The sequence below is a fragment of the Bacillus sp. FSL K6-4563 genome (assembly GCF_038630405.1).
Taxonomy (GTDB): Bacteria; Bacillota; Bacilli; order Bacillales; family Bacillaceae; genus Bacillus; species Bacillus pumilus.
This window is the reverse complement of the sequence record NZ_CP152030.1, coordinates 3,084,409-3,106,815: the sequence shown is the minus strand read 5'-3', so window position 1 is coordinate 3,106,815 and position 22,407 is coordinate 3,084,409. Positions and strand designations below refer to the sequence as shown.

The 22,407-nt window shown below is 42.4% G+C and carries 21 protein-coding genes, 1 tRNA gene and 1 pseudogene; 17 read left to right on the top strand and 6 right to left on the bottom strand.

Going from position 1 to position 22,407, the window contains the following annotated elements; genetic code table 11:
- Positions 1-38: 38 nt before the first annotated feature.
- Positions 39-782, top strand: coding sequence for an arylamine N-acetyltransferase (locus tag MHH54_RS15880; RefSeq protein ID WP_342500422.1), 744 nt, complete (start codon positions 39-41; stop codon positions 780-782).
- Between the two features lie 50 nt (positions 783-832).
- Here MHH54_RS15880 and MHH54_RS15875 read toward each other — a convergent pair.
- Both MHH54_RS15875 and MHH54_RS15870 read right to left on the bottom strand, forming a co-directional pair.
- Positions 833-1,171: pseudogene (locus tag MHH54_RS15875) on the bottom strand (ribonuclease); the annotation flags it as partial.
- A gap of 334 nt (positions 1,172-1,505) precedes the next feature.
- Positions 1,506-2,483, bottom strand: coding sequence for a D-glycerate dehydrogenase (locus MHH54_RS15870; RefSeq protein WP_342500421.1), 978 nt, complete (start codon positions 2,481-2,483; stop codon positions 1,506-1,508).
- 553 nt (positions 2,484-3,036) lie between these two features.
- Between MHH54_RS15870 and MHH54_RS15865 the strand changes: the two genes are divergently transcribed.
- Together MHH54_RS15865 and MHH54_RS15860 are read left to right on the top strand one after the other, a co-directional pair.
- The gene (locus MHH54_RS15865; protein WP_003213318.1) at positions 3,037-3,618 is read left to right on the top strand and encodes a carbonic anhydrase; all 582 of its coding nucleotides are present in this window, start codon (positions 3,037-3,039) and stop codon (positions 3,616-3,618) included.
- A 37-nt stretch (positions 3,619-3,655) separates the two neighbouring features.
- The gene (locus MHH54_RS15860) at positions 3,656-5,278 is read left to right on the top strand and encodes a SulP family inorganic anion transporter (protein WP_310025426.1); all 1,623 of its coding nucleotides are present in this window, start codon (positions 3,656-3,658) and stop codon (positions 5,276-5,278) included.
- Between the two features lie 28 nt (positions 5,279-5,306).
- On the opposite strand, the gene MHH54_RS15855 is transcribed toward MHH54_RS15860, so the two are convergent.
- A complete protein-coding gene (locus MHH54_RS15855) occupies positions 5,307-5,636 on the bottom strand; it encodes a MazG-like family protein (protein ID WP_003213115.1) in 330 nt (109 codons plus the stop codon).
- A gap of 136 nt (positions 5,637-5,772) precedes the next feature.
- Here MHH54_RS15855 and MHH54_RS15850 point away from each other — a divergent pair, with 136 nt between their 5' ends.
- Positions 5,773-6,351, top strand: coding sequence for a TIGR00730 family Rossman fold protein (locus MHH54_RS15850; RefSeq protein WP_034620142.1), 579 nt, complete (start codon positions 5,773-5,775; stop codon positions 6,349-6,351).
- A gap of 64 nt (positions 6,352-6,415) precedes the next feature.
- Here the strand turns inward: MHH54_RS15850 and clpP are convergent, their stop codons facing one another.
- Entirely contained in the window at positions 6,416-7,012 is a 597-nt protein-coding gene (gene clpP / locus MHH54_RS15845) for an ATP-dependent Clp endopeptidase proteolytic subunit ClpP (RefSeq protein ID WP_003212962.1), read from the bottom strand.
- Between the two features lie 255 nt (positions 7,013-7,267).
- On the opposite strand from clpP, the gene MHH54_RS15840 reads away from it, so the two are divergent.
- The 5 genes from MHH54_RS15840 to abc-f all read left to right on the top strand — a co-directional run bounded on the left by MHH54_RS15840 (position 7,268) and on the right by abc-f (position 11,992).
- Positions 7,268-7,546 carry a TM2 domain-containing protein gene (locus tag MHH54_RS15840; protein ID WP_003212776.1) on the top strand — a complete coding sequence of 93 codons (279 nt, stop codon included), beginning with the start codon at positions 7,268-7,270 and terminating at the stop codon, positions 7,544-7,546.
- A 114-nt stretch (positions 7,547-7,660) separates the two neighbouring features.
- A tRNA-Arg gene (locus MHH54_RS15835) sits at positions 7,661-7,736 on the top strand.
- A 306-nt stretch (positions 7,737-8,042) separates the two neighbouring features.
- A complete protein-coding gene (locus MHH54_RS15830) occupies positions 8,043-8,507 on the top strand; it encodes a DinB family protein (protein ID WP_050944245.1) in 465 nt (154 codons plus the stop codon).
- A gap of 264 nt (positions 8,508-8,771) precedes the next feature.
- Positions 8,772-9,941: a macrolide family glycosyltransferase gene (locus MHH54_RS15825; protein ID WP_342500420.1), complete on the top strand. Its 1,170-nt coding sequence runs from the start codon at positions 8,772-8,774 to the stop codon at positions 9,939-9,941.
- Positions 9,942-10,432: 491 nt separating this feature from the next.
- Positions 10,433-11,992, top strand: coding sequence for an ABC-F type ribosomal protection protein (abc-f, locus tag MHH54_RS15820; RefSeq protein WP_342500923.1), 1,560 nt, complete (start codon positions 10,433-10,435; stop codon positions 11,990-11,992).
- Between the two features lie 15 nt (positions 11,993-12,007).
- Here abc-f and MHH54_RS15815 read toward each other — a convergent pair whose 3' ends face one another.
- Positions 12,008-13,417 carry a polysaccharide deacetylase family protein gene (locus tag MHH54_RS15815; protein ID WP_342500419.1) on the bottom strand — a complete coding sequence of 470 codons (1,410 nt, stop codon included), beginning with the start codon at positions 13,415-13,417 and terminating at the stop codon, positions 12,008-12,010.
- Between the two features lie 309 nt (positions 13,418-13,726).
- Between MHH54_RS15815 and MHH54_RS15810 the strand changes: the two genes are divergently transcribed.
- The 4 genes from MHH54_RS15810 to MHH54_RS15795 all read left to right on the top strand — a co-directional run bounded on the left by MHH54_RS15810 (position 13,727) and on the right by MHH54_RS15795 (position 17,040).
- A complete protein-coding gene (locus MHH54_RS15810) occupies positions 13,727-14,755 on the top strand; it encodes an iron ABC transporter permease (RefSeq protein WP_342500418.1) in 1,029 nt (342 codons plus the stop codon).
- Positions 14,752-15,753 (top strand): iron ABC transporter permease, encoded by a 1,002-nt coding sequence (locus MHH54_RS15805; protein WP_342500417.1) that lies wholly within the window; start codon positions 14,752-14,754, stop codon positions 15,751-15,753. Before MHH54_RS15810 ends, MHH54_RS15805 begins: the two co-directional genes overlap by 4 nt.
- Before the next feature lie 17 nt (positions 15,754-15,770).
- Complete coding sequence (locus tag MHH54_RS15800) at positions 15,771-16,676, top strand: iron-hydroxamate ABC transporter substrate-binding protein (protein ID WP_065097982.1); 906 nt, start codon at positions 15,771-15,773, stop codon at positions 16,674-16,676.
- 139 nt (positions 16,677-16,815) lie between these two features.
- The gene (locus tag MHH54_RS15795) at positions 16,816-17,040 is read left to right on the top strand and encodes a phage holin (protein WP_003212682.1); all 225 of its coding nucleotides are present in this window, start codon (positions 16,816-16,818) and stop codon (positions 17,038-17,040) included.
- Positions 17,041-17,128: 88 nt separating this feature from the next.
- On the opposite strand, the gene MHH54_RS15790 is transcribed toward MHH54_RS15795, so the two are convergent.
- Complete coding sequence (locus MHH54_RS15790) at positions 17,129-17,599, bottom strand: helix-turn-helix domain-containing protein (RefSeq protein ID WP_044139000.1); 471 nt, start codon at positions 17,597-17,599, stop codon at positions 17,129-17,131.
- Positions 17,600-17,856: 257 nt separating this feature from the next.
- Between MHH54_RS15790 and MHH54_RS15785 the strand changes: the two genes are divergently transcribed.
- The 4 genes from MHH54_RS15785 (at position 17,857) to MHH54_RS15770 (ending at position 22,406) form a co-directional block, all read left to right on the top strand.
- Positions 17,857-18,588, top strand: coding sequence for a Wzz/FepE/Etk N-terminal domain-containing protein (locus MHH54_RS15785; RefSeq protein WP_003213148.1), 732 nt, complete (start codon positions 17,857-17,859; stop codon positions 18,586-18,588).
- Positions 18,578-19,261 (top strand): CpsD/CapB family tyrosine-protein kinase, encoded by a 684-nt coding sequence (locus MHH54_RS15780; RefSeq protein WP_003212774.1) that lies wholly within the window; start codon positions 18,578-18,580, stop codon positions 19,259-19,261. The genes MHH54_RS15785 and MHH54_RS15780 overlap by 11 nt, the downstream gene beginning before the upstream one ends.
- Before the next feature lie 165 nt (positions 19,262-19,426).
- On the top strand, positions 19,427-21,301 hold the full coding sequence (locus MHH54_RS15775; protein WP_342500416.1) for a nucleoside-diphosphate sugar epimerase/dehydratase: 1,875 nt from the start codon (positions 19,427-19,429) through the stop codon (positions 21,299-21,301).
- Positions 21,267-22,406, top strand: coding sequence for a glycosyltransferase family 4 protein (locus tag MHH54_RS15770; protein WP_342500415.1), 1,140 nt, complete (start codon positions 21,267-21,269; stop codon positions 22,404-22,406). Before MHH54_RS15775 ends, MHH54_RS15770 begins: the two co-directional genes overlap by 35 nt.
- The last annotated feature ends 1 nt before the right edge of the window (position 22,407 follow it).

Here is a 22,407-nt window from a genome sequence, read left to right as displayed (position 1 = left end):
TCTCTTCACAGACTCAGTTTTTTTAGAAGGGAATGAACATGATGCAATCAGCATTTTTACAGAAGATCGGATACGAAGGACAGTCTATCACCTTTGATGACCTGCCTGCATTATTAAAAAAGATGGCCTACACCTTTCCATTTGAAAATAGATCTGTGCTGAACAAACAATCCTATGCCTTGAATCAAGAAGGATTGAAGCAGCATCTTCTTGAAGGAGGCAGAGGAGGTCTTTGTTACGATCTCAATCCTCTTTTATATTATGTGTTAAAAGAGGCAGGACTCGCTGTACAGCTCGTTCAAGGGACCGTGTATAACAAGGAAGCGGGCACATGGGCAATCGATGGCACGCACGTAGCCATGACGTTGAATCATCACAACGAACGCTTCCTTATTGATGCGGGTTTTGGTGTGAATTTACCTCTCCAGCCTGTACCCTTTACTGAAGAATGGGTGGAAGGAGCGTCTATTCGGTTTCGAGTCAAAGAAGAGAAAACCGAAAAAGGTACGCACCTTGTCCAATTAGATAGAGGAGAAGGCGCTGAGACAGGCTATGCATTTACATTGGAAGAGGTGAGTGAGCCTACATTGGTCCAAATGAGAAAGCAGATTTATGAAAATGAAGCCTCTCCTTTTAACAAAAGACCGCTTGCATCAAAGCTCACACCGACAGGACGTGTAATCGTCACCGAGGATCATGTCACCATACATGAACATGAAGAAGTGTCGAAAAAACCGCTGCCTCTGCCTTTTGAGGAATACGTCAAAATCCTGCTGCCATAAGTAGCATCAAAAAAACAGCCCTGCGTCAAATGGGGCTGTTTTTTGATTGATTATCGAATACGTGTGAATGTAGCGTAATGGTCTGTTGTTTTGTAAATGAGCCAGTCACTTGAATACACGAGGCGATCAGCATTGCGGAAGCCTGAGACGTAGTTGATATCTGCCTCACGCCATGTGCGGCCGCTTGCTGAAGGAAGACGTCCCTCCCGGTTAGAGAAAACATCTCCACCGATGCTTTTGCCTGGTGCAACCTCTGCTAGATTTCCCTTTGATGCCACCCATCCAAGAGCACTTGCTTGTGATTTTGTGATGTAGTTATCAGGCAGTCGTTTGTAGCGAATCAAATAATCCGCTACACCATCAAACGTATTAATGACGGCAAGGGTATGAACATCTGATGTCAGTTGAACAGAAGGTGTTTCATTTGTGGCGGTCGGTGTAAGTGGTGTTTCGGCATAGGCTTGCTGCGGAATAAAACCAGAAAACAGAATAGCAGCGATCAGAGCAAACATAGTAAAAACCGAACTGATTTTTTTCATCTTCATCCTCCTATTAAGGAAATCGGAAGCTGTCCTCTTGATGCTTGTCTACCTCATATTATAGCACCCGAATATGAAGGAAATGTAAAGAAACAGGATCTTTGCTAAAATGAGGCTTTTTTCCTGATATCCTTCTATTGAAATAAATAAAAAGACGCAGCTCTGAATCCTGCGTCTTTTCCGATTAAGATGAAGCAAGCTCCTTCACAATATCTACAGGGGCTTTGTCATCAATTCCATGAATCACATTATGAATGGCTCGTTTCAGCATAAGATCCCGTGTTGTTTCAGTAGCGGAACCGATGTGGGGAACAAGGGTGACATTGTTCATTTCTTTGAAAGGATGATTCTCCTGAAGCGGTTCCTGTTCAAACACATCAAGACCTGCGCCTTTGATCCATCCCTCTTGAAGCGCTTGAATGAGGCTTTTTTCGTCCACTGTTTTCCCGCGGGAGATGTTTACAAATAAAGCCGTTTGCTTCATTAACTTCAATTCTCGTTCGCCAATCATATGATACGTTTCATCGGTCAGCGGTGTAATCAACACAATGATATCAGCTTGCTTTAGCAGGTCATCAAGTGTGCAATATAAAGCGCCATATGCTGATTCAGCCTTTTCATTCCGGCTGCGGTTATGATACAGAACATTCATATCAAAACCATGTGCAGCTCGTTTGGCGACTTGCTCTCCGATTCGTCCCATGCCAATAATGCCAAGCGTTTGATGATGGACATCGATGCCAAAGATATCCTCTTCCTGTACAAATTTCGTCCATTTCCCCTCACGGATAAAACGATCAAGCTCGGCAATTCTTCGCGCAGAGGAAAGAATGAGTGAAAATGCAAGGTCAGCCACAGTGTGGTCGAGTGTATGAGGCGTGTGTGTACCAATTACGCCTCTTTGCCTCATCAATTCTATATCGAAATTGTCATAGCCGACAGAGTTGTTGCTCACTACTTTGAGTTTTGGTGCGTGATCTAATAGCTCTTGATCGATTTTCGTTCCAGACGTTAAAAGACCATCAGCATGCTGCAATTTTTGAAACAAAATATCTTTTGGAATGGGGTCCTTGGATTGCCAAACCTCGTATGTACAATGTTCCTTTAGTATTTCCTCAAATGAAGCAGGTAATGGTTTGGCGACAAAAATGTGTGGTTTCATTGTCAACTCGCTCCTTTCACATGATCATCTTGCTCCTTTTATTATAAAGCAACCATTTCGGCTGAACACGTTTGAAGGTTATCTGCTCAATATTTAATATACTAAAATAACGGAAAAGAGAGACATTTTCTTAGTGAAAAAGGGTATTCATATGCCATCTGATTCATTTTTTACTTAGATGAAAATCAGCTAATGGGAGTTGTGATATATGAAAAAGCCGGTTTTTCTGAGAGATTATCTGACAAACTGGAAAATAGATCGAGATTTTTTGATAGAAAAATGATTATATTTGAAACATATTAAACGGGAAGGTCGTTTTCTACTAAACCATTTCATCGTCTTTTGGCGAGTAGAGAACGATAGATTGAAAGGAAGACCGCGTCCCCCTTGCGATGAAGCGTAAATGAGAGAAAATGATCACATTTCTTCTCATCGTTTTCTCATTTTTTTCTTTTTTTTCTATCATTTTTCATCTTTATGCTTGAGAACACACGAAAGAAAAGGAGGACAGGCAGGAGCTTACGTGACTTATAAAAAGATGGGAGATGGCAGGATGGGATCAAAATTAGAACAGATTCTTCAGCACAATTCAAAGTTCGTACAAGAGAGACATTATGAGCCTTACAAAGCGGGGAAATTTCCTGAAAAGAAACTCGTCATATTAACTTGTATGGATACACGTCTTTTGGAATTATTGCCGCAATCCATGGGGCTACGTAACGGTGATGCGAAGATCATTAAAAATGCGGGCGCCATCGTAACACATCCTTTTGGCAGTGTGATGCGGAGTATTCTGCTAGCAATCTATGAGCTAAAGGCAGAAGAGGTATGCATTGTAGGACATCATGAATGCGGAATGGCAGGTCTTGCGGCAGATCCTTTACTTGAAAAGGCGAAAGCGCGTGGCATTGAAGAGAAATGTTTGAGCATTGTGAAAAACTCAGGAGTTGATTTAAAGGGATGGCTGACAGGCTTTGATTCGGTTGAAGAGAGTGTGTCCCAAAGTGTGAAATTGGTTAAAGAGCATCCATTGATGCCAAGTGATGTGGCTGTTCATGGACTTGTCATTCATCCAGCAACGGGAAAGCTGGATGTCGTTGTGAAAGATAATCAGATTGATGCGCAGTATACCTAAATCATCTACACATACTTGAAGGAGGCCAACACATACCATGCGTTTTTATGGAAGATTTGAAGGATATGATTCATCAAAATTTAGACGTGATTTAATCGCTGGGCTTGTCGTGGGCGTTGTGGCAATTCCTTTAGGCATGGCTTTTGCCATTGCATCTGGTGTCGGACCAGAATATGGATTATACACAGTCATCGTTGCCGGCATTTTGATTTCATTGTTTGGTGGTTCAAAGTATCAGATCGGCGGGCCGACTGGGGCGTTTGTTCCGATTTTATTTGGTATCGTCAGCCAATACGGTATCGAAAACTTACTCATTGCCGGTTTTATGGCAGGGTGTATGCTTGTATTATTCGGGATATTCAAACTAGGGAAGCTCATGAAATTTATTCCTCGTCCGGTTATCATCGGCTTTACTGCTGGCATTGCTGTCATTATTTTTTCAGGACAGATTGCCAATTTCCTCGGATTAAAGGGTGTTGAAAAGCATGAAAGCTTTTTCCTCAATATGAGAGAAATTGTGGTCCATCTCGGTACCGCAAACAGTCTTGCCATCATCACAGCTGTTATTGGGCTTATTGTGATATTGGTGGCACAAAAATACATTCCCAAAATACCTGGTGCTCTATTAGGTCTATTGGCTTCAACGTTTCTAGCTGTTCTCTTTTTCCAAGGACAAGTTGAAACGATCGGCTCGGCATATGGGGAAATTCCTCGTCAGCTGCCAAGCTTTGCTTTTCCTGAATTAACGATTGAAAAAATGATCTACCTCCTCCCTCCAGCGATTGTCATTGCGCTTTTAGGCGGAGTAGAATCGATCTTGTCCGCAATGGTTGCTGATAATATGAAAGGCTCTAAGCATGATAGCAACAAGGAGCTTGTCGGACAAGGGATCGCCAATATGGCGGCACCGCTGTTCGGAGGAATACCGGCGACTGGGGCGATTGCCCGTACGGCAACAAACATCAAAAATGGCGGAGCAAGCCCGATTTCAGGTGTTGTGCATGGCGTCGTCGTGCTGCTCATCTTAATGCTCTTTGCGCCATATGCGTCGATGATTCCACTTGCTGCGATGGCACCGATTTTAATGTTTGTGGCTTGGAATATGAGTGAGAAAAAAGAGTTTATCAATATTGTAAAAGTGAAAAATGCGGATTCCCTTGTACTTGTTGTGACCTTCCTGCTGACGGTCATCGGTGATTTGATTATTGGCGTCACCGCAGGTCTCATTTTAGCCTTTATCGCTTTCATCAAAAAAATGAGCCAGACGACCAGCATTCATCCAAACGTTGCGGTTCCCCAGATGGAAACAGCAGCTGCTTTAGAAAAACAGACAGACCAGCAAGGCATCAGTATGTACGCCATTGAAGGGCCGCTGTTTTTCGGGACAACAGATTCACTCGAAAATTCGATTCTTGACCATGTTCAGACAAAGCCGAAAACCCTCATTCTGCTCATGAATAAAGTCAATTATATGGACACATCAGCAGAAGCGGTGCTGATGAATATCTCCAATCGGTTAAAGCATCATAATGGTAAGCTGATGATTGTCGGACTTCAATCACAGCCGAAAGAGCTTTTGCACAGAACAGGTCTTTTCCATCATATTGGAAAACAGCATTTCTTTGAACGAACAGATGATATCTCACCACAGCAGCTATAAAGGTGGAAAAAAGCACGTGACGATGTGGTCACGTGCTTTTCAGTTCTGAAAAACGCTTTGTGAGTTTCTGTTGATGAGAGGAGAAAATCTCTTCTACTGTGACATCATAGAGATCGGCTAAAATAAGTAGATTCGCTAACACATCTCCCATTTCTTCAACGAGTTCTTTCTTCAACTCAGATGATTTTTGTTTTTGCTCGTCAGGCCGGTCACGTCCGATCTCGATGGCTCTAACAGCGCGAGCGAGTTCTCCTGTTTCTTCCATCAGGAACCCTAACCGGATAAACGGTCCGTATTCTGTCCAATTTCTCTTTTTGTAAAAATCCTTGATCCATTTCTCCATCTCATTTGTTTGCATTCTCTTTATACAGCTCCTTATATGGTGTGCACCTTTTGATTTTACACTATATATAGATGAAGCGGCTGTTTTTTTAAAAACAATTATAGTAGAATGAGTGGGTGAAGAAATCATAGAGAGAGATGGAGCTGTTTTGATGAAAACGATTTGTGTGTTTGCTGGTTCGAATCCAGGCGTGAAGGACGTGTACAAAGAAAAGGCTGTAGAGCTGGGGACTTATATGGCAGAGCATGACATCCGTCTTGTATACGGCGGTTCACGAATTGGATTGATGGGTGCCATTGCAGATGAGGTCTTAAGACATGGCGGGCAAGTCATTGGAGTTATGCCTAAGGGGCTTTTTAGAGGAGAAGTTGTACATCAAGAGCTGACAGAATTAATCGAGGTAACAGGAATGCATGAACGAAAAGCGAAAATGAGTGAGCTGGCTGATGGATTTATTGCGATGCCAGGCGGCTTTGGTACATATGAAGAATTATTTGAGGTGCTATGCTGGGCACAAATCGGCATTCACCAAAAGCCAATCGGCTTGTATCAAGTGAATGACTATTTCAATCCGCTCATTGACATGGTGAAGTTTAGTGTACAGGAAGGTTTCTCGAATGAATCACACCTCCAATTGTTACATGCCTCCAGCGAACCGGAGGAATTAATCACGCAGATGGCTTCTTATCAAACACCATCTCTTCAGCAGAAATGGACGGAGCTGTCTTAAAGTAAAGCGTATTTCAACCACAAAAAACCGTCTGTTCAAGGAGCAGACGGTTTGTTTTGTCATATTATTTTTGTTCTTCTGCATTACGGGTCAAGACTTTGTCAATGAGTCCGTATTGAAGTGCTTCTTCCGCTGTTTTGAAGTTGTCACGATCTGTATCGCGCTCAATGACTTCAATTGGCTGACCAGTACGTTCAGCAAGTACTTGGTTCAGTTTATCGCGTAAAGAAAGGATTCGTTTTGCCGCAATTTCAATTTCTGTTGCTTGACCTTGGGCACCACCTAGTGGTTGGTGAATCATGACTTCACTGTTTGGAAGAGCATAACGCTTACCTTTTTCACCAGCAGCAAGCAGGAACGCACCCATAGATGCAGCCATACCAATACAAATGGTTGATACCTTTGGTTTAATAAATTGCATCGTATCGTAAATGGCCATACCAGCTGTGATTGAACCGCCAGGGCTGTTAATGTAGATAGAAATATCTTTTTCTGGATCTTCAGCTTCTAAGAAAAGCAGCTGGGACACGATGGAGTTGGCAACATTGTCATCGATCGCAGAACCAAGCATGATAATACGGTCTTTTAAAAGACGAGAATAAATGTCGTAAGCTCTTTCCCCACGATTTGTTTGTTCAATGACTGTAGGTATTAAATTCATAATGTTCCTCCTTCACCTTTTAGGTAAGTATGTAATTCAATGATACATTTTTGGTCAATAAAGGTCAAACAAAACGCAATCAAAAAATTCGACAGCCACATGTTATTTTTCCCAAAATTTATTTATCTTAAACCATGGAAAAGTTTTAAAAAAATATGGTAAAACTTTCTGTTATGAGGTAATATTACCTATGTTATTATTATATATAGTCGGAAAGAAGGAAGAATAGTGGATAATCTTTTGGAGAAAAGTAGTTTGACTGATCAACAGCGTATTGTTGTATCAACCGAACTTCAAGCCAAAAAAAAGTCGAAATTAGTTGTATTTATTTTGTGGTGGTTCCTTGGAGCTATTGCTATTCATCGTTTTTATCTTGATGAAAAAAAAGGTTATGCAGTGACCATGCTTCTACTAGGATGGTTGACATTTTTCATTTGGCCATTTATTGATGGGATCATTTGTCTTGTCAAAACAGTGGATGAAGTAAATGAAAACATAGAACGAAAAATTATTGCGTCTGTTAAAAGTGCATAAATTGATATGTCTGCATCTTTTCGGTGCAGGCTTCTTTGAAGTCATCAGAATATTATTGCTTTCTTGCAGCATTTCCCTTATAATTTGATATGCTGACGTTCAAAAACATATCGTGCGCTCGTAGCTCAGTCGGATAGAGCGGTGGTTTCCGGTACCACGTCTGCCGGGGGTTCGAATCCCTCCGAGCGCGTCTATAGTATCCGATTGATCATTTGTGAAAGAACCTGAAAACCCTTTGAAATAAAGGGTTTTTTATTTTTTATGAGTGGTATTGTGTGAGTAAATTGAGAGGAACCTCACTATTTATCATCGTTTAAGTGAAGTAGTTCATTTTGTACCAAAAAGCACGGAGTAAAATTGTTAAAAAGACAAATTTTCTTTATGATAGTGATTAAGTAAAGTTAATCTATAATTGGAGTCTAAAATCATTGAATCAACAATATTCTCAAAGCTTGTTCAACTAAAAGGGCAGAATCCTTTAATAAGGAGGGCACTCATGAATTGTGAAAGTGTTTTACATCAAATTGAAGTAGCTGTTAAAACATTAATAGAAATAGTAAGTCAATTAGAAGAAGATGATTTACAAAAAAAACCAACACCTCATAAGCAGTCTATCGGAGAGTTGCTGGAACACATTGCGATCATTTGTGAAGCGGATTGGCGTATTGCTAATGAGGCTACCCAAGAAGAGATGGAAAAGTTTTATGCTAATGTATCATATAGAACTTTAAAGTCGATAGAAAATGGCTTAATGACTAATTTTCATTCATTAAAAAATAATTATATGAAATTATCGGACACAGAACTACTGTCTCGTACCACTTCATATTGGGGTGTAACATATACAAGGTATGAATGGTTGTTAGAAATATTAGCACATGTATATCATCATAGGGGACAATTACATGCTATGCTTGTTCACTGTTACAATAAAGACCTCAAAATTTTAATGTTTGAATAATGTTCTTCAACTTCAATCAATGAATTTATCTATGCAGATCCGATCTCAATTGAAAAACAGTCTGCTGCGTTTAAACAAATGCTGCTCAAAAAATAATAGAAAAAGGACAAAGCACTTAACTTGGGGCTTTGTCTTTTTTCTTCTAGTCATCTCTTAAAATACTAGCCATAAGACTCATTTCTTCCCTTTACAGGCGTATTTGTTGAGCCTGCTGGCTGTATATGATTAACATGGAAGAGAATTGACAATGAGGAGGGATTTCTTGTGGCGAAGATTTTATTGATTACATTTCCCGCTGAAGGGCATGTGAATCCTATGTTAGGGATCATCAAAGCTTGGGCGGATCGTGGAGATGAAGTGCATGCGGTCACAACTGTACATTATGAGGAACGAATCAAACGCTTAGGCGCTCACGTACATAAACATCCAGACTATATTCGGACATTACACGTGGATGAAGGAAATCTCGATTCCATGCAGCCATTCTTTCATGCCATGCTGCAAACATCATTTGATATTTTAGAGGTGGTGGAAACACTTTCTCAGCAGCATTCATTTGATTTTGTCTATTTTGATATGTTTGGGGCAGGGGAGCTTGTTCGAGATTATTTACAAATTCCAGGGATCGGTTCAAACCCATCCTTTGTGCTGCAAGAGGCGCATTTTGATACACCGCTATACAGAAAAGATGAGAAAGCCGATCATCTGTTAGAGAACATACAAGAGCGTTTTGGCGTTCAGCCAACACGTTTGATGCAATTCATGAAAAATCGCGGAGAACTGAATATCGTGTATACAAGTGAATATTTCCAGCCGTCTGTCGATGCAGTAAACGACTCATTTGTTTTCATTGGACCGAGCTTTCTAAAAAGGGCAGATCAGCATGATTTCCCGCTGGAAGCACTTGAGCAAGATAAAGTCGTCTTTATTTCGATGGGCACCGTTCTTGGGGATACAGAGGCATTTTTTAATATGTGTATAGATGCCTTTGCCGACTTTGATGGAAAAGTGGTGCTCGCAACAGGTGAAAAAGTGGATCGGTCTCTTTTGAAAGAAGCACCCTCTCATTTTCTGATCGAGTCTTATGTGCCGCAGCTTGAAGTGCTTGAGCTGACAGATGTGTTTGTGACGCATGGCGGAATGAACAGTGTCAATGAAGGCATTCATTATCACGTTCCGATGGTTGTCATTCCTGTCGACAAAGATCAGCCGATGGTCGCACAAAGACTGACCGAGCTATCTGCTGCCCGTGCACTTGATAAAGAACAGCTGACAGCAAAGCAGCTAAGAGAAACCGTGGAATCTGTTCTGGGAAGTAACACATACCGTGCTGGAATCGAAAAAATTGAAGAAAGCTTCCAAACAGCAGGTGGAACAGATAAAGCATTGCGGACGATTGATCAATGGATGCAGACGAAACAGACTCAATCATGAGTCTGTCAGCGTGTAGGCAAACCCTCGTATTTGGTGTCTGACGTGCGTGAAAGTGGAATTCGCTCTGCTTCGGTACCAGTCCTTCCAAGACTTCAAAGGTTTTCTATTACGCTGAAATGAATGGACTCACCTGTGCCATTTCAGCTTGACAAAAAATAACCAATCTTTTATTGTAAACGTAACAAACGACGGAAGGGTGACCCAATGCAATGAAGTACTAATCCTATGACCTGTAAGCAAAATGAAAAAACGAAGGCAGTGAGCAAACGATTGGTTTGCCATGTTTGCTGCGTTTTCATTTTTTAGCTTCGGAATAGGATGGTACAGCTTGGGAATCAAAGAATGAGGAGATTGATACGGGGGATGTGTGTGTTCAAATAGGAACGGCACGTCATCCGGGATTGATCCGCTTATTTTTGTACACCATTTTGCCTCCTATTCTGAGAATGGGAGGCTTTTTCATGTCTCCTGATACGAAAGGAGTGGGTTGGATGTTAGTAAAAGCCAATCAGTTAAAGGTGTTTCGAAAAGATCGATTGTTATTTGATATTGAGGAACTTACCATCCATCAAAGTGACCGCATTGGACTTGTCGGGGCAAATGGAAGCGGGAAAACGACGTTATTGCATGTGCTCGCGGGGCAAGAGACACCAGAAAGTGGCACGTTTGCTGCCACAACGACCTGCACACTGCTTCCTCAGCTAAAACAAGCGGATGGCATACAGAGTGGTGGTGAGATGACCCAGACTTATATTGAAAGCGCGTTAAACCGTCCTTCTGCCCTTTTATTAGCAGATGAACCAACGACTCATTTAGATACAGAGCACATTGAGTGGCTGGAAGAGAAGCTGCACAATTATCAAGGAGCCCTCATTGTCGTTTCACATGATCGTGCTTTTTTAGATGCGGTATGTATGGAGATTTGGGAGCTGGATCATGGACGGCTCAATCAATACAAAGGCAACTACACGCAATTTGCACATCAAAAAGAGCTGGCGCATCGTCAGCAGGTGGAAGCGTACGAAGCTTATACCCAAAAGAAAAAACAGTTAGAGCATGCGCTAGAAAAGAAAAAGAAAAAAGCCGACAAAGCTACAAAGCCATCCCAAAAGCTGAAATCCTCAGGGCCAAAAATTGCAAAGCCCTACTATGCAAATAAGCAAAAAAAGCTGCAAAAAACAGCCAAATCGATTGAAACAAGGATGGAGAAATTAGAAAAGGTTGAGAAAGTAAAAGACATTCAGCCCATTCAAATGACGCAGCATACAATGAAGGAAGTAGCGAGCCGTACCATTTTGCGAGTGAAAAATGTAGATGGCAAGGCGGGCGATCAATTGCTTTGGAAACAGGCGAATGTGGAAGTGAGAGGCGGGGACAAGGTCGCCATCATTGGCAAGAATGGGAGCGGGAAAACGACATTTCTCCGAATGCTGGTAAATGGACATCCCGGAGTTTCTCGCTCAGAAGCTGTCAAGCTCGGCTATTTTCGTCAAGATCTTTCAGGATTAAAGGTAGATGAATCGATTTTACAAAATGCGCTGAAAGAGGCAGTTCAAGATGAGACAGTGGTACGAACGGTTTTAGCGAGACTTGGGTTTCGAGGGGATGACGTGTATAAACCTGTCGGGGTGTTAAGCGGAGGAGAAAGGGTGAAGACCATGCTGGCGTCTTTGCTTGTCAGCGATGCCAATGTTCTCATGCTGGATGAACCGACGAACTTTCTAGATCTGGCGGCAGTTGAAGCGCTTGAAGGTCTATTGAAGGATTACCCGGGTACGGTTGTGTTCGTTTCCCATGATCGCAGACTGATTGAGAATGTGGCGACTCGCATTTTCCATGTTCATGAAAAGCGTATTGAAGCTTTTTGTGGAACATATGAAGCGTATAAACAAAAAGGCGACAAACCAGCTGTTACCCAAAGAGAAGAGGAGCTTCTGTTAATTGATTTACAGCTGTCTGAAGTGCTCAGCCGGTTAAGTATTGAGCCGTCTCAGGAGCTGGAGGAGACATTTCAAGCATTATTGAAACAAAAGAAATCTTTGGAGTCATAAAGAAAACCCCTGTGTTTATTGCACAGGGGCTTGTTCATGTCGTTCTTTTTTTAATTGATCAAGCTCACTGACTGTGACGAGCTGATAGCCTTGTTTGGTGAGTTCATGAATGATCTTCACTGCTGCTTGAGCTGAGCTGTCATAAATATCGTGCATCAACACCGTTCTGCCATCTGCTGCATGTGAAAGAACGTGGTTTGTGATCTGCTGGCTGTTGCGAATTTTCCAATCCTCAGGATCAACATCCCATAAAGAGACCTTCATCCCAACTGCTTGATTGATGTCTTGATTTGTCCCACCATATGGCGGTCTAAAGTGCGTAGGTGCATACCCGCTCGCTTTCTCAATCAGCTTCTGAGTGTCCTTCACTTGTTTCACCGCCTCCTTTAAAGGCAGTCTTGTTAATAAAGGATGACTGTAAGAATGGTTTCCGATTTCATTCCCGCCTTTTAGAATATCAGCAAGCATATTAGGATAATACTGCACCCTGCTGCCTAATACGAAAAAGGTCGCATGTCCTTTATTTTCCTTCAGTGCTTCTAAAATCTTTGAGGTGGTCGCTGGATTCGGACCATCATCAAATGTGAGGGCGATGGCTTTTTTATTTGGATCAAGCTTTGATTTTTGCGGCAGCTTGACGGCTTTTCTTTTCGGATTTGGTTCTTTCATTTCATTTTGATTTTTGGTTTTATTCATATATTCTGGCTTCATTATATCTTTCAGCAGCGTCTTTTTAATCGCAAGTGTTTGGGGACCAAGATCCTCGCCGGCTACTTGAGATGCTGGGAAATAAAATTCTACATATTTCTCTTTCAAGGCAAATTGACTGAAGTTTTGAGCAGTAGGGGCTGTTCCCTTCTGAAGGAGCGTCTGATCCTTAGATAAGGTTTTGTCCTTTTGAAGCTCCGAATATGTAATGTAGGATAATTTCTTCAAAAAGTTGGTTTTAGGTAGAAATAAATCTTTTGTGTCAAGAAAGGTTTTTTTCTGAAAATCATAGTTGATCGTGAGATGATTGGTGGTCCCATTTTGCTGACCTGTATAGGTATAAGTCGTAAAGCGAATAGCAGCCGACTGCTTCGCATAATGCACCATATCATAATCAATATTCAGTTCAAAGCGTTTGTTTTCATCGACGTCCTTGGCTTCACTAAACGTCTTTTTGAAATGCTCTAAAGCTGAATTGGCATAGCTTTGAATCTTGTCATCTAGCTCTTTTTGATGAAAAAGAGGATAGTTGACTGCATATCTCATAAATTTCCCGTCATTTACGAGAGTGACGATTTCGACGTTTTTATAGTTCGTATCCTGCTTTACATTTTTCTTCTCGGTACCACTTGCTTGTTGATTCTGAAAGAAAGCAACGACTCCAATGACGATCGCAAGTGCAAATAGGCCGATACTCCATTTTCCCTTTAATGACACAACGTTCAAATCTCCTCTCAAGACGGGTCATTCTTTATCAGTTTGACATCTGTTTGTAATATTTTTATAACATTTGACTTACTTTTGTCATTTTAGAGGATATTCAGGCGGAATGTCAACTATTTTCCTATTAAACTATGAGAAAAAATGATAGGTCATTTCAAACGAGCAAAGACTGTCATCTGCATACCTTCATTAATTAAAAAATAAGGTGTACATTGATTTTTGAGAGGCAGGCAGATATAATTTTGATGATTATGATTCTCATTTTCAAACAGACTTTTAATGAAGAAAAGGATGACACCGATTTTGCAGGATAAGCGAACACCTCAACAAAAACGATCATCATATATTCTGTTCTTTTTGATATTTTTTCTCGCCGTCCTTAGTTTGGCTGTTGCCATGTTTTTGGCTGTGTCATATGGTGCCAAAACATTGTCTCTGCAAACGGTTTGGACAGCTGTATTTGACTATCAGTCAGATGTCACAGAGCAGCAGATCATCCATGAGTTAAGACTTCCTCGTGTTTTAGGAGCAGCTCTTGTTGGAGCGGCATTTGCCGTAGCGGGTGCGCTCATGCAGGGGATTACAAGAAACCCGCTGGCCGATGCGGGGATTTTGGGCATCAATGGCGGTGCGATGTTTGTAGTCGCTCTTTGTTTTGCTTTTTTCCCAGGAATCCCTTATTCGGCACTTATGTTGTTTTCCTTTATCGGTGCGGTGCTCAGTACGCTGCTGATCTTTGCGATTGGTGCGGCTGGCGGCGTTTTGACACCGCTGCGCTTAACTGTAGCAGGAGCCGTTGTGGCTGCATTGCTTCATGCACTTAGCTCTGGAATCGCGATTTATTTTGACTTAAGCCAGGACCTTGCGTTTTGGTATGCAGGCGGAGTGGCTGGTGTGAAATGGCCGCAGCTGACAATTCTTGCTCCGGTCATTCTCATAGTGATCGTATGGGCGATGCTATTAGGACGGTCACTGTCGCTACTGTCGCTTGGTGAAGATGTAGCGGCAAATTTAGGGGTGAAAACGCGACAAGTGCGAATACTAGGAATGGTAGCTGCTGTATTATTAGCAGGGGTTTCTGTGTCAGCAGTCGGCTCCATTGGGTTTGTCGGTCTTGTCATCCCGCATATCGCACGAAAGCTGGTTGGTGTAAACTATCGTTTCGTCATTCCGATGTCAGCGATATTAGGCGCGGTGCTGCTTGTCTTTGCTGACCTTGCCAGCCGCACCGTTAATCCGCCGCGAGAGCTTGCCATTGGCGTGATGGTGGCACTTGTCGGTGTTCCTTTCTTCTTGTATATTGCCAGAAAAGAAGGGAGGAACCTGTCATGAGAGAGAAACAGCGGGCTCTTGTTGTGACAGTCGTTTTGCTTTGTTTAAGTGAGGCTGTTGTGCTGTATAGCTTAAATACCGGTACGCTAAAACTAAATCCTCTTGTAGTCGTCAAAACGTTATTCGGCTTTGGAGATTTTCAAAGTGAAACGGTGCTGTTTGACTATCGTCTGCCTCGAATCGTGGTAACGATGCTAGCGGGAATTGGTCTTGGTATTGCGGGAGGCATTTTGCAAAGTTTATCTCGTAACCCGCTGGCCGATCCAGGGATTATTGGACTGAATGCAGGCGCCGCATTTGGCTTAATCGTGTTTGTGACGTATTTCCACGCACTAGAAGGCAATCCCTCTCTTCTGATTCCGCTCTTTACATTTGGCGGAGGGTTACTTGCGGCAGCGGTCATTGTGCTTTTGGCGTATGACCGGCAGGAAGGGATCGTTCCCATCCGGCTGATTTTAGTAGGAATTGCAGTTGCAGCGGGATTCAGTGCTTTGACATTATTTTTGTCATTGAAGCTAGATGAAGATACTTACACATTTGCTTCAAGATGGCTTGTCGGAAATGTCTGGGGGAGAGATTGGATTCATGTGTTAGCGCTTCTGCCTTGGATTGTATGCCTTGTGCCGCTTACGCTGATGCAGTCAAGCACGCTCAATGCGTTGACATTAGGAGATGCTGTCGCCTCAAGTGTAGGTGTACGTGTTCAGCGTCAGCGTCTCCTTTTGCTGACCTTAGCTGTTGGCCTGGCAAGTGCAAGTGTTTCGATGACAGGTGGTATTGGTTTTATTGGACTTGTCGCCCCGCATTTGGCAAGGCGGCTTGTCGGCTCGCTTCATCAATACTTTTTACCGGTTAGTGCGCTGCTTGGCTTGTTGATTTTGGTCAGTGCCGATACAATTGGACGTTCCATCTTTGCCCCAAATGCCATACCAGCGGGTGTCGTTGTGGCTTTTATCGGCGCTCCTTATTTTCTCTATTTATTAGCAAAAACGAAATAAACAAGAAAGAGGAACTCATCATGAAAAAATTACTTGTGCTTGGTTTAACGCTCTGTTTTATTTTGCTTGCCGCTTGTGGTCAACAGGAAACAAAGAATACAACAACTCAAAATGATCATGGAACACCGAAAATTGCTTCCTTGTCTATTCATTTAACGAATGACTTATTAGCACTCGGTATCAAGCCAGCAGGCTCTGTTGTAGGAGGGGATTTAAAAGATTTTCTTCCACATGCCAAAAAGCAGCTGAGTGGTACGAAGAAGCTGGGCATCGCAGCCGATCCTGATATGGAGTCGCTGCTTGCATTACAACCAGATGTTATTTATGTCGATGAAGAACTAGCTGGACAAGATTTATCGAAATATAAGAAAATCGCCAAAACGGAAGTGTTTGATTTAAATAACGGCACTTGGCGTGATCATTTGAAAAAAATCGGCAAGCTCGTCAATAAAGAGAAAGAAGCCGATCAATATATTCAGGATTACAATCAAGAAGCAAAAGAAGTCAAATCGCTCATCAAACAAAAGATTGGAAACGGAAAAGTAATGGCGATCCGTGTGACGGCAAAGGAGCTTCGAGTATTTAGCATGAAGCGCCCAATGGGTCCAATTTTGTACGAGGATTTAGGCCTCACACCTGTCGATGGGGTGAAGAAACTGGACAGCAAACGGCCATTTGAAGTGATTTCTCAAGAGGTTCTTCCTGACTATGATGCAGATGCTATCTTTGTCGTCGTGAACCGTGATGATAAAGCGCAGCAGGCATTCAAGCAATTAGAAAAGACGCCGATTTGGAAGGGTCTAAAAGCTGTGAAGAACAATCAAGTCTATCCGATTGCCGATCAGCCATGGCTCGATTACTCAGCACTAGGCAATAAAATGGCATTGGATGAAGCGAAAGAGATGTTTTCTACATCAAAATAAGATGAAATCAGGCATCATTCCTTATATAGGCATGATGTCTCTTTTTTTGATCCGGTCTTCTATTCTTTCGGTTTTTGCATACATATGAGAGAGAACGAGCCGTACCGCCCGTGAAGGGGAAGAAAGGGAGGGGTTACAGTTGGAAGTTCAAAAAATTAGTGCAGGTACAATCGCAAGGCTTGTGCTGCTTTTGCTCGCGCTTGTCAACAGTGCGCTAACCGCTGCGGGAAAAAGCCCAATACCTATTGATGAAGAAGGTATTCAGCAATTCATCACGTTAGTCTTTCTTGGAATTACATCTCTCTGGGCCTATTGGAAAAACAATGATATAACGAAAAAAGCACGAACAAAAAAAGCAGAATAAGAGGAAAAAGAGCCTTTTCATGATAAAAGGCTCTTTTTCAGCGAAGCGTCAAACGCCTCTCCCCGCAATTTGACTCTTCCTGAAAGGCTTACGCCCGTCGTTCTCCCATGTTGGCGAGGAATGCTTTTACTTCCTCAATGCTTAAGCCGATAGCTTTCGCCTCACTCATCAGACGCTTCCACTCTGTTATATTCGAATCCGTCAACTTTCTATGAGTGACATGTAACGTCTTTTCTTCCTGCTCCTTTCGGTACGTTTGGAGCAGCTGATAGAGTTCTTCTTTTGGCATGCCGGATTGGACGGCATTGACGATATGCTCCCGCCATTCGTGTTCACCACTCTCAGAGTCATGAAACATCAACGTCTCTGCATCAAATAGCTCTTGTAAATCAATCTCTAGCGAAGAGGATACCTTTTTTAAAAACTGGACAGATGGATTTCTGTGGACACCACGCTCAATTTTACTCAAATACGATTTAGAAACATGGGCATCTTCAGCCAGCTGCTGAATGGAGTATCCTTTCCTCTTTCGGTAAATGCGTATCACCTTTCCTATCATTCGATTAATGATCTCCCTTCTCCCTGGCGAATCGTACTGCGACCTTTTTGTTCATTATAAGAAATAAATTGTTCTTTATAAAATTCAAAAACGTAAGAATCAGGAAGTAAACAAAAGAAAACGAACGATTTCGTTCTTTAAAAAGAACTATAAGACCTATTATGACATTTTTCTTTGCGGGTATTATCTTTTATAATCCAATCATTAACAAAAAGAAACCATATATAACCTTTTTATGATGGAATCGGGAGGTATCTATGAATGAGAATATAGGTTTTAAGCAGCTGTTTTCTGTCATTAAAGAGAAAATGGCCCTTCTGATCCTGATTGTCCTGATCGTAACGGGCATTTCAGCCTACTATCAGTTCTATGTCTCGACTCCTGTATATCAGGCAACCACTCAAATTCTTGTTCATAAACGCAGCAATGACGCACAAGCGAACTTAAACGATATTCAGATGAACCTTCAATATACACGTACCTTTCAAGTTTTATTAAAAAGTCCGATCGTTATTGAAAAAGTAAAAGAAACACTCAATCTCACAGAATCAGCTGAAGGATTAAAACACAAAATTGCCACAAGTACAGAAAATGAGTCTGAGGTCATCAATATTTCTGTGCAAGATGAGGATCGCGCAAAGGCAGTTGCCATCGCGAATACTGCAACAGAGGTGCTGCAAGAAGAAATCAAAAAAACCATGAATATGGATCGCATTAATGTTTTGTCTGAAGCCAAGCTGTCCAATACGATTCTCATGAATTCAAGAAAATTCGTTCATATCGTACTGGCACTAGGCGCCTCTTTATTAGGGGGGGTAACACTCATTTTCTTAATGAACCTACTCGATGATACTGTAAAAAGAACACATCAAATAAGAGAAGAGATCGGATTGCCGTCGCTCGGCAGCGTCTATCAGATGCAGGCAGACAGGAGGGCAAAAAAAGACAAGCAGTCCGTCATAACGGGAGGACAGAACATTGATCTTTAAGAGAAAGAAAAGAGAAAAGAGAGATTTATCCTGTATTTCTGTATTAGATCCTCACTCTGTCATAGCAGAACAATTTCGTACGATCCGAACGAACATCGAATTCACATCAATCCAAACAAGGCTGAAATCCATATTGGTGACATCCTCCTTGCCGAAGGAAGGGAAATCATTTACGGCTGCAAATCTAGCAGCTGTTTTTGCACAGCAGAAAAAGCGGGTGCTGCTAATGGATGCTGATTTGAGAAAGCCGGCTGTTCATGAATATTTTGACCTGAGTCATCACACGGGCTTGACCAATGTGCTATTAAATAATTGCAGCTTGGAGGAAGCTATTTTACCCACACCTATTGAACATTTAGAGCTGCTTCCGAGCGGAACCATTCCGCCGAATCCAGCTGAGCTGCTCTCCTCATCTGTCATGAAGCAGCTGTTTTATGAAATTGAACAGCAATATGACATGGTGATTGTTGATTCTGCGCCGCTTCTGCCAGTAGCCGATGCAAAGATCCTGGCGAACCGGACAGATGGAAGCATTCTTGTTGTCTTAAGCGGCAAAACCAAGATAGCTGCGGTCAAGAAATCAAAAGAAGTGTTAGACGGGACAACAGGTAAACTGCTTGGGGCTATGCTAAATGGCAAGAAAGAGAAAAAGGGAAGGCTGTATATGTATTAACAAGATTGATAGGTGATGTCTCCTAATCTTTAACAATGGAGGCACTCGATCCTGCTGTGGGCATGACCAATGCCTTAGATGCTCGTCATCAATAGTGGGATGTGAGGACGGGTTTGATGCCCATTTTACGTAAGAATAGTGATGTTTTAAAAAGGGGGAGGAGCGTTGACTTACGCCCAAAGATTATCAATCATCGTGGCACTAGATTCATATCTCATCTTAGTGGCTGTCTTTTTTGGTTTTCAATTTGTCCAAGAAGCGGCGTTAACTGTTTATACATTTGAAATGCTCGTCATTTCTTCGCTCAGTCTACTCATTGGGCACCATTTGTTTTCGTATATTTTTCACGTGTACAAGCAAGTATGGGCTTATACAGGGGTAAGAGAGCTATTTTCTTTAATGAAGACCTTTGTATGTTCTTTTTTATTTTCAATGGCAATGCTGTACCTTTTCGTGCAGACATGGCCCTTCCGTTTTTTATTCATCGTGTGGCTTTTTCACGTATTATTCATCGGTGCATCTCGAATGGCGTCCCGGCTATTACATGATGGGGCAAAGCGGCTGCAGGTAGAAAAGGAGCGAGCCTTAATCATTGGCGCCGGATCAGCTGGGACCATCATCGTTCGTCAGCTTCAGCAATCGAGTGATGTACATATTGAACCAGTCGCCTTCATAGATGATGACAAGACGAAGCATAGGCTTGAAATCATGGGACTGCCTGTTCTAGGGGGAAAAGAACAGATTCAAACAGCTGTTGTGATGATGGATATTCAAAAGATCATCATCGCCATTCCGTCCAAAAGCAGCCATACCTTAAAAGGGCTTTATAAAGAATGCGTAGCGACTGGAATTAAAACGCAGATCATGCCGGAGATGGAGCAGATTTTAAAAGGAACCCATGCGCTAAATCAATTGCGAGATGTACAGCCAGAGGATTTATTAGGTAGAGAACCGATTCAATTAGATTCAAGCCGTCTATCTGTCCATTTAAAGGGGAAAACCATCATGGTCACAGGGGCGGGCGGATCGATTGGATCAGAAATCTGTCGTCAAATTTGTGTGTTTGCTCCTCAAGCGATTGTGCTTGTGGGACATGGAGAATTTAGCATTCATTCTATTTTACTAGAGCTGAAAGAAATGTATGGGGACACCATCAGTCTCTATCCGCAAATTGCGGATATCCAAGATAAACAGAAAATGAGTGAAATCGTTGGTCAATTTCAGCCGGATATGATTTATCATGCTGCGGCACATAAGCACGTCCCGCTCATGGAGATCAGTCCAAAAGAAGCAGTAAAAAACAATATTATCGGGACAAAAAATGTCGCAGAAGCTGCACATGAGCATGGCATTGAAACATTCGTCCTCATTTCCTCTGATAAAGCGGTCAATCCTGCCAATGTGATGGGCGCCACAAAGCGATTTGCTGAAATGCTGATCATGCAAATGGGGGCAAGCAGTGACACAAAATTTGTCGCGGTTCGGTTTGGAAATGTACTCGGAAGCAGGGGAAGCGTCATTCCAATTTTTAAGAAACAGATTGAACAAGGCGGGCCGGTCACGGTCACACACCCAGCCATGACAAGATATTTTATGACCATTCCAGAGGCATCGAGACTTGTCATTCAGGCGGGTGCCTTGGCAGAAGGAAGACAGATTTTCGTATTAGATATGGGGGAGCCAGTGAAAATTGTTGACCTCGCAGAAAACCTCATTCACCTCTCAGGCTACACCACAGACCAGATTCCGATTACGTTCACAGGCATTCGCCCTGGGGAGAAAATGTATGAGGAACTACTCAACCAGCATGAAAAAGCACAGGAACAAATTTTCCCGAAAATTCATATCGGCCATGCGCTGGATGGGGATCCATATGTGCTGAACCGCTTTATCCATGAATTTGACATCATGAGTGAAGAGCAAATGAGAGAAGCATTATTTGCTGCCATCGAATCGCATGATTTGTTGTCTGAACAGATGAAAAGAGAGGGGGAAGCGCTTGCTGATGAAGAAAAAAGTCTTGTTTTGCGCAACGGTTGATTATCATTTTAAGGCATTTCACCTTCCGTATTTCCGGTGGTTTCAGGAACAAGGATGGGAAGTGCATACAGCGGCAAATGGTCAGCTGGAGCTTCCCTATGTGGATCAAGCGCACTCGATTCCGATTCAGCGCTCTCCTTTTCATGTGCACAACCGGCTTGCGTATGTCGAGCTGAAGAAGCTGTTAGCGAAAGAGCACTACGACTTCATCCATTGTCACACACCAATGGGCAGTGTGATTGGTAGACTTGCAGCCAAAAGCGCGCGCAGAAAAGGGACGAAGGTACTTTACACAGCACATGGCTTTCACTTTTGGCAAGGAGCGCCGCTTCAAAACTGGTTGCTCTATTATCCGATTGAGCGATGGCTCGCCCGTCATACAGACGCTCTGATCACCATTAATGGAGAAGATTTTAAAAGAGCTGATCGTCTATCAAAAGAGCGGACATCTGTTTATTACGTTCCTGGTATGGGTGTGGATATGAAACGATTTGCACCAGTTAATGAAAAAGAGAAGCAGCATCTTCGTGCAGTCCATGGCTTTTCTTTAGAAGATTTTATTGTGCTGTGCGCTGGCGAATTAAATGCGAATAAAAACCAAGGAATGCTCATCAAAGCATGTGCCCAGCTATATAGGAAAATACCAAATGTGAAGATCGTGTTTGTCGGGGAAGGGGCAATGAGGCCGATGTATGAAAAGTTGGTTCACGAACTCCATCTTGAAAAGCATGTCCACTTTGCTGGTTTTTGCAAACAAATCGAGGAATGGATGCATTTGAGTGATGTATGTGTGTCGACTAGTTTAAGAGAAGGGCTCGGCATGAATCTGCTTGAAGCGATGTCTGCGGAAAAGCCGGTCATTGCAACAGAGAATAGAGGACACTGTGAGTTGATCAGACATGGCGTGAATGGTTTTTTAGTCAAACCGCATGATGTGAATGACTTGGCTGAATATTTGCACCAGCTTTATCACAAAAGAGATCAGCTGCCCCTCATGGGAAAAGCGGGGCGCTCCTTAGCCCATGCATTTGCACAGGAGCAGACGGTGAGTGCTATGGAAGAAATTTATACAACCTTTATGGATCAAGCAAAGAAGGTGATGTGAG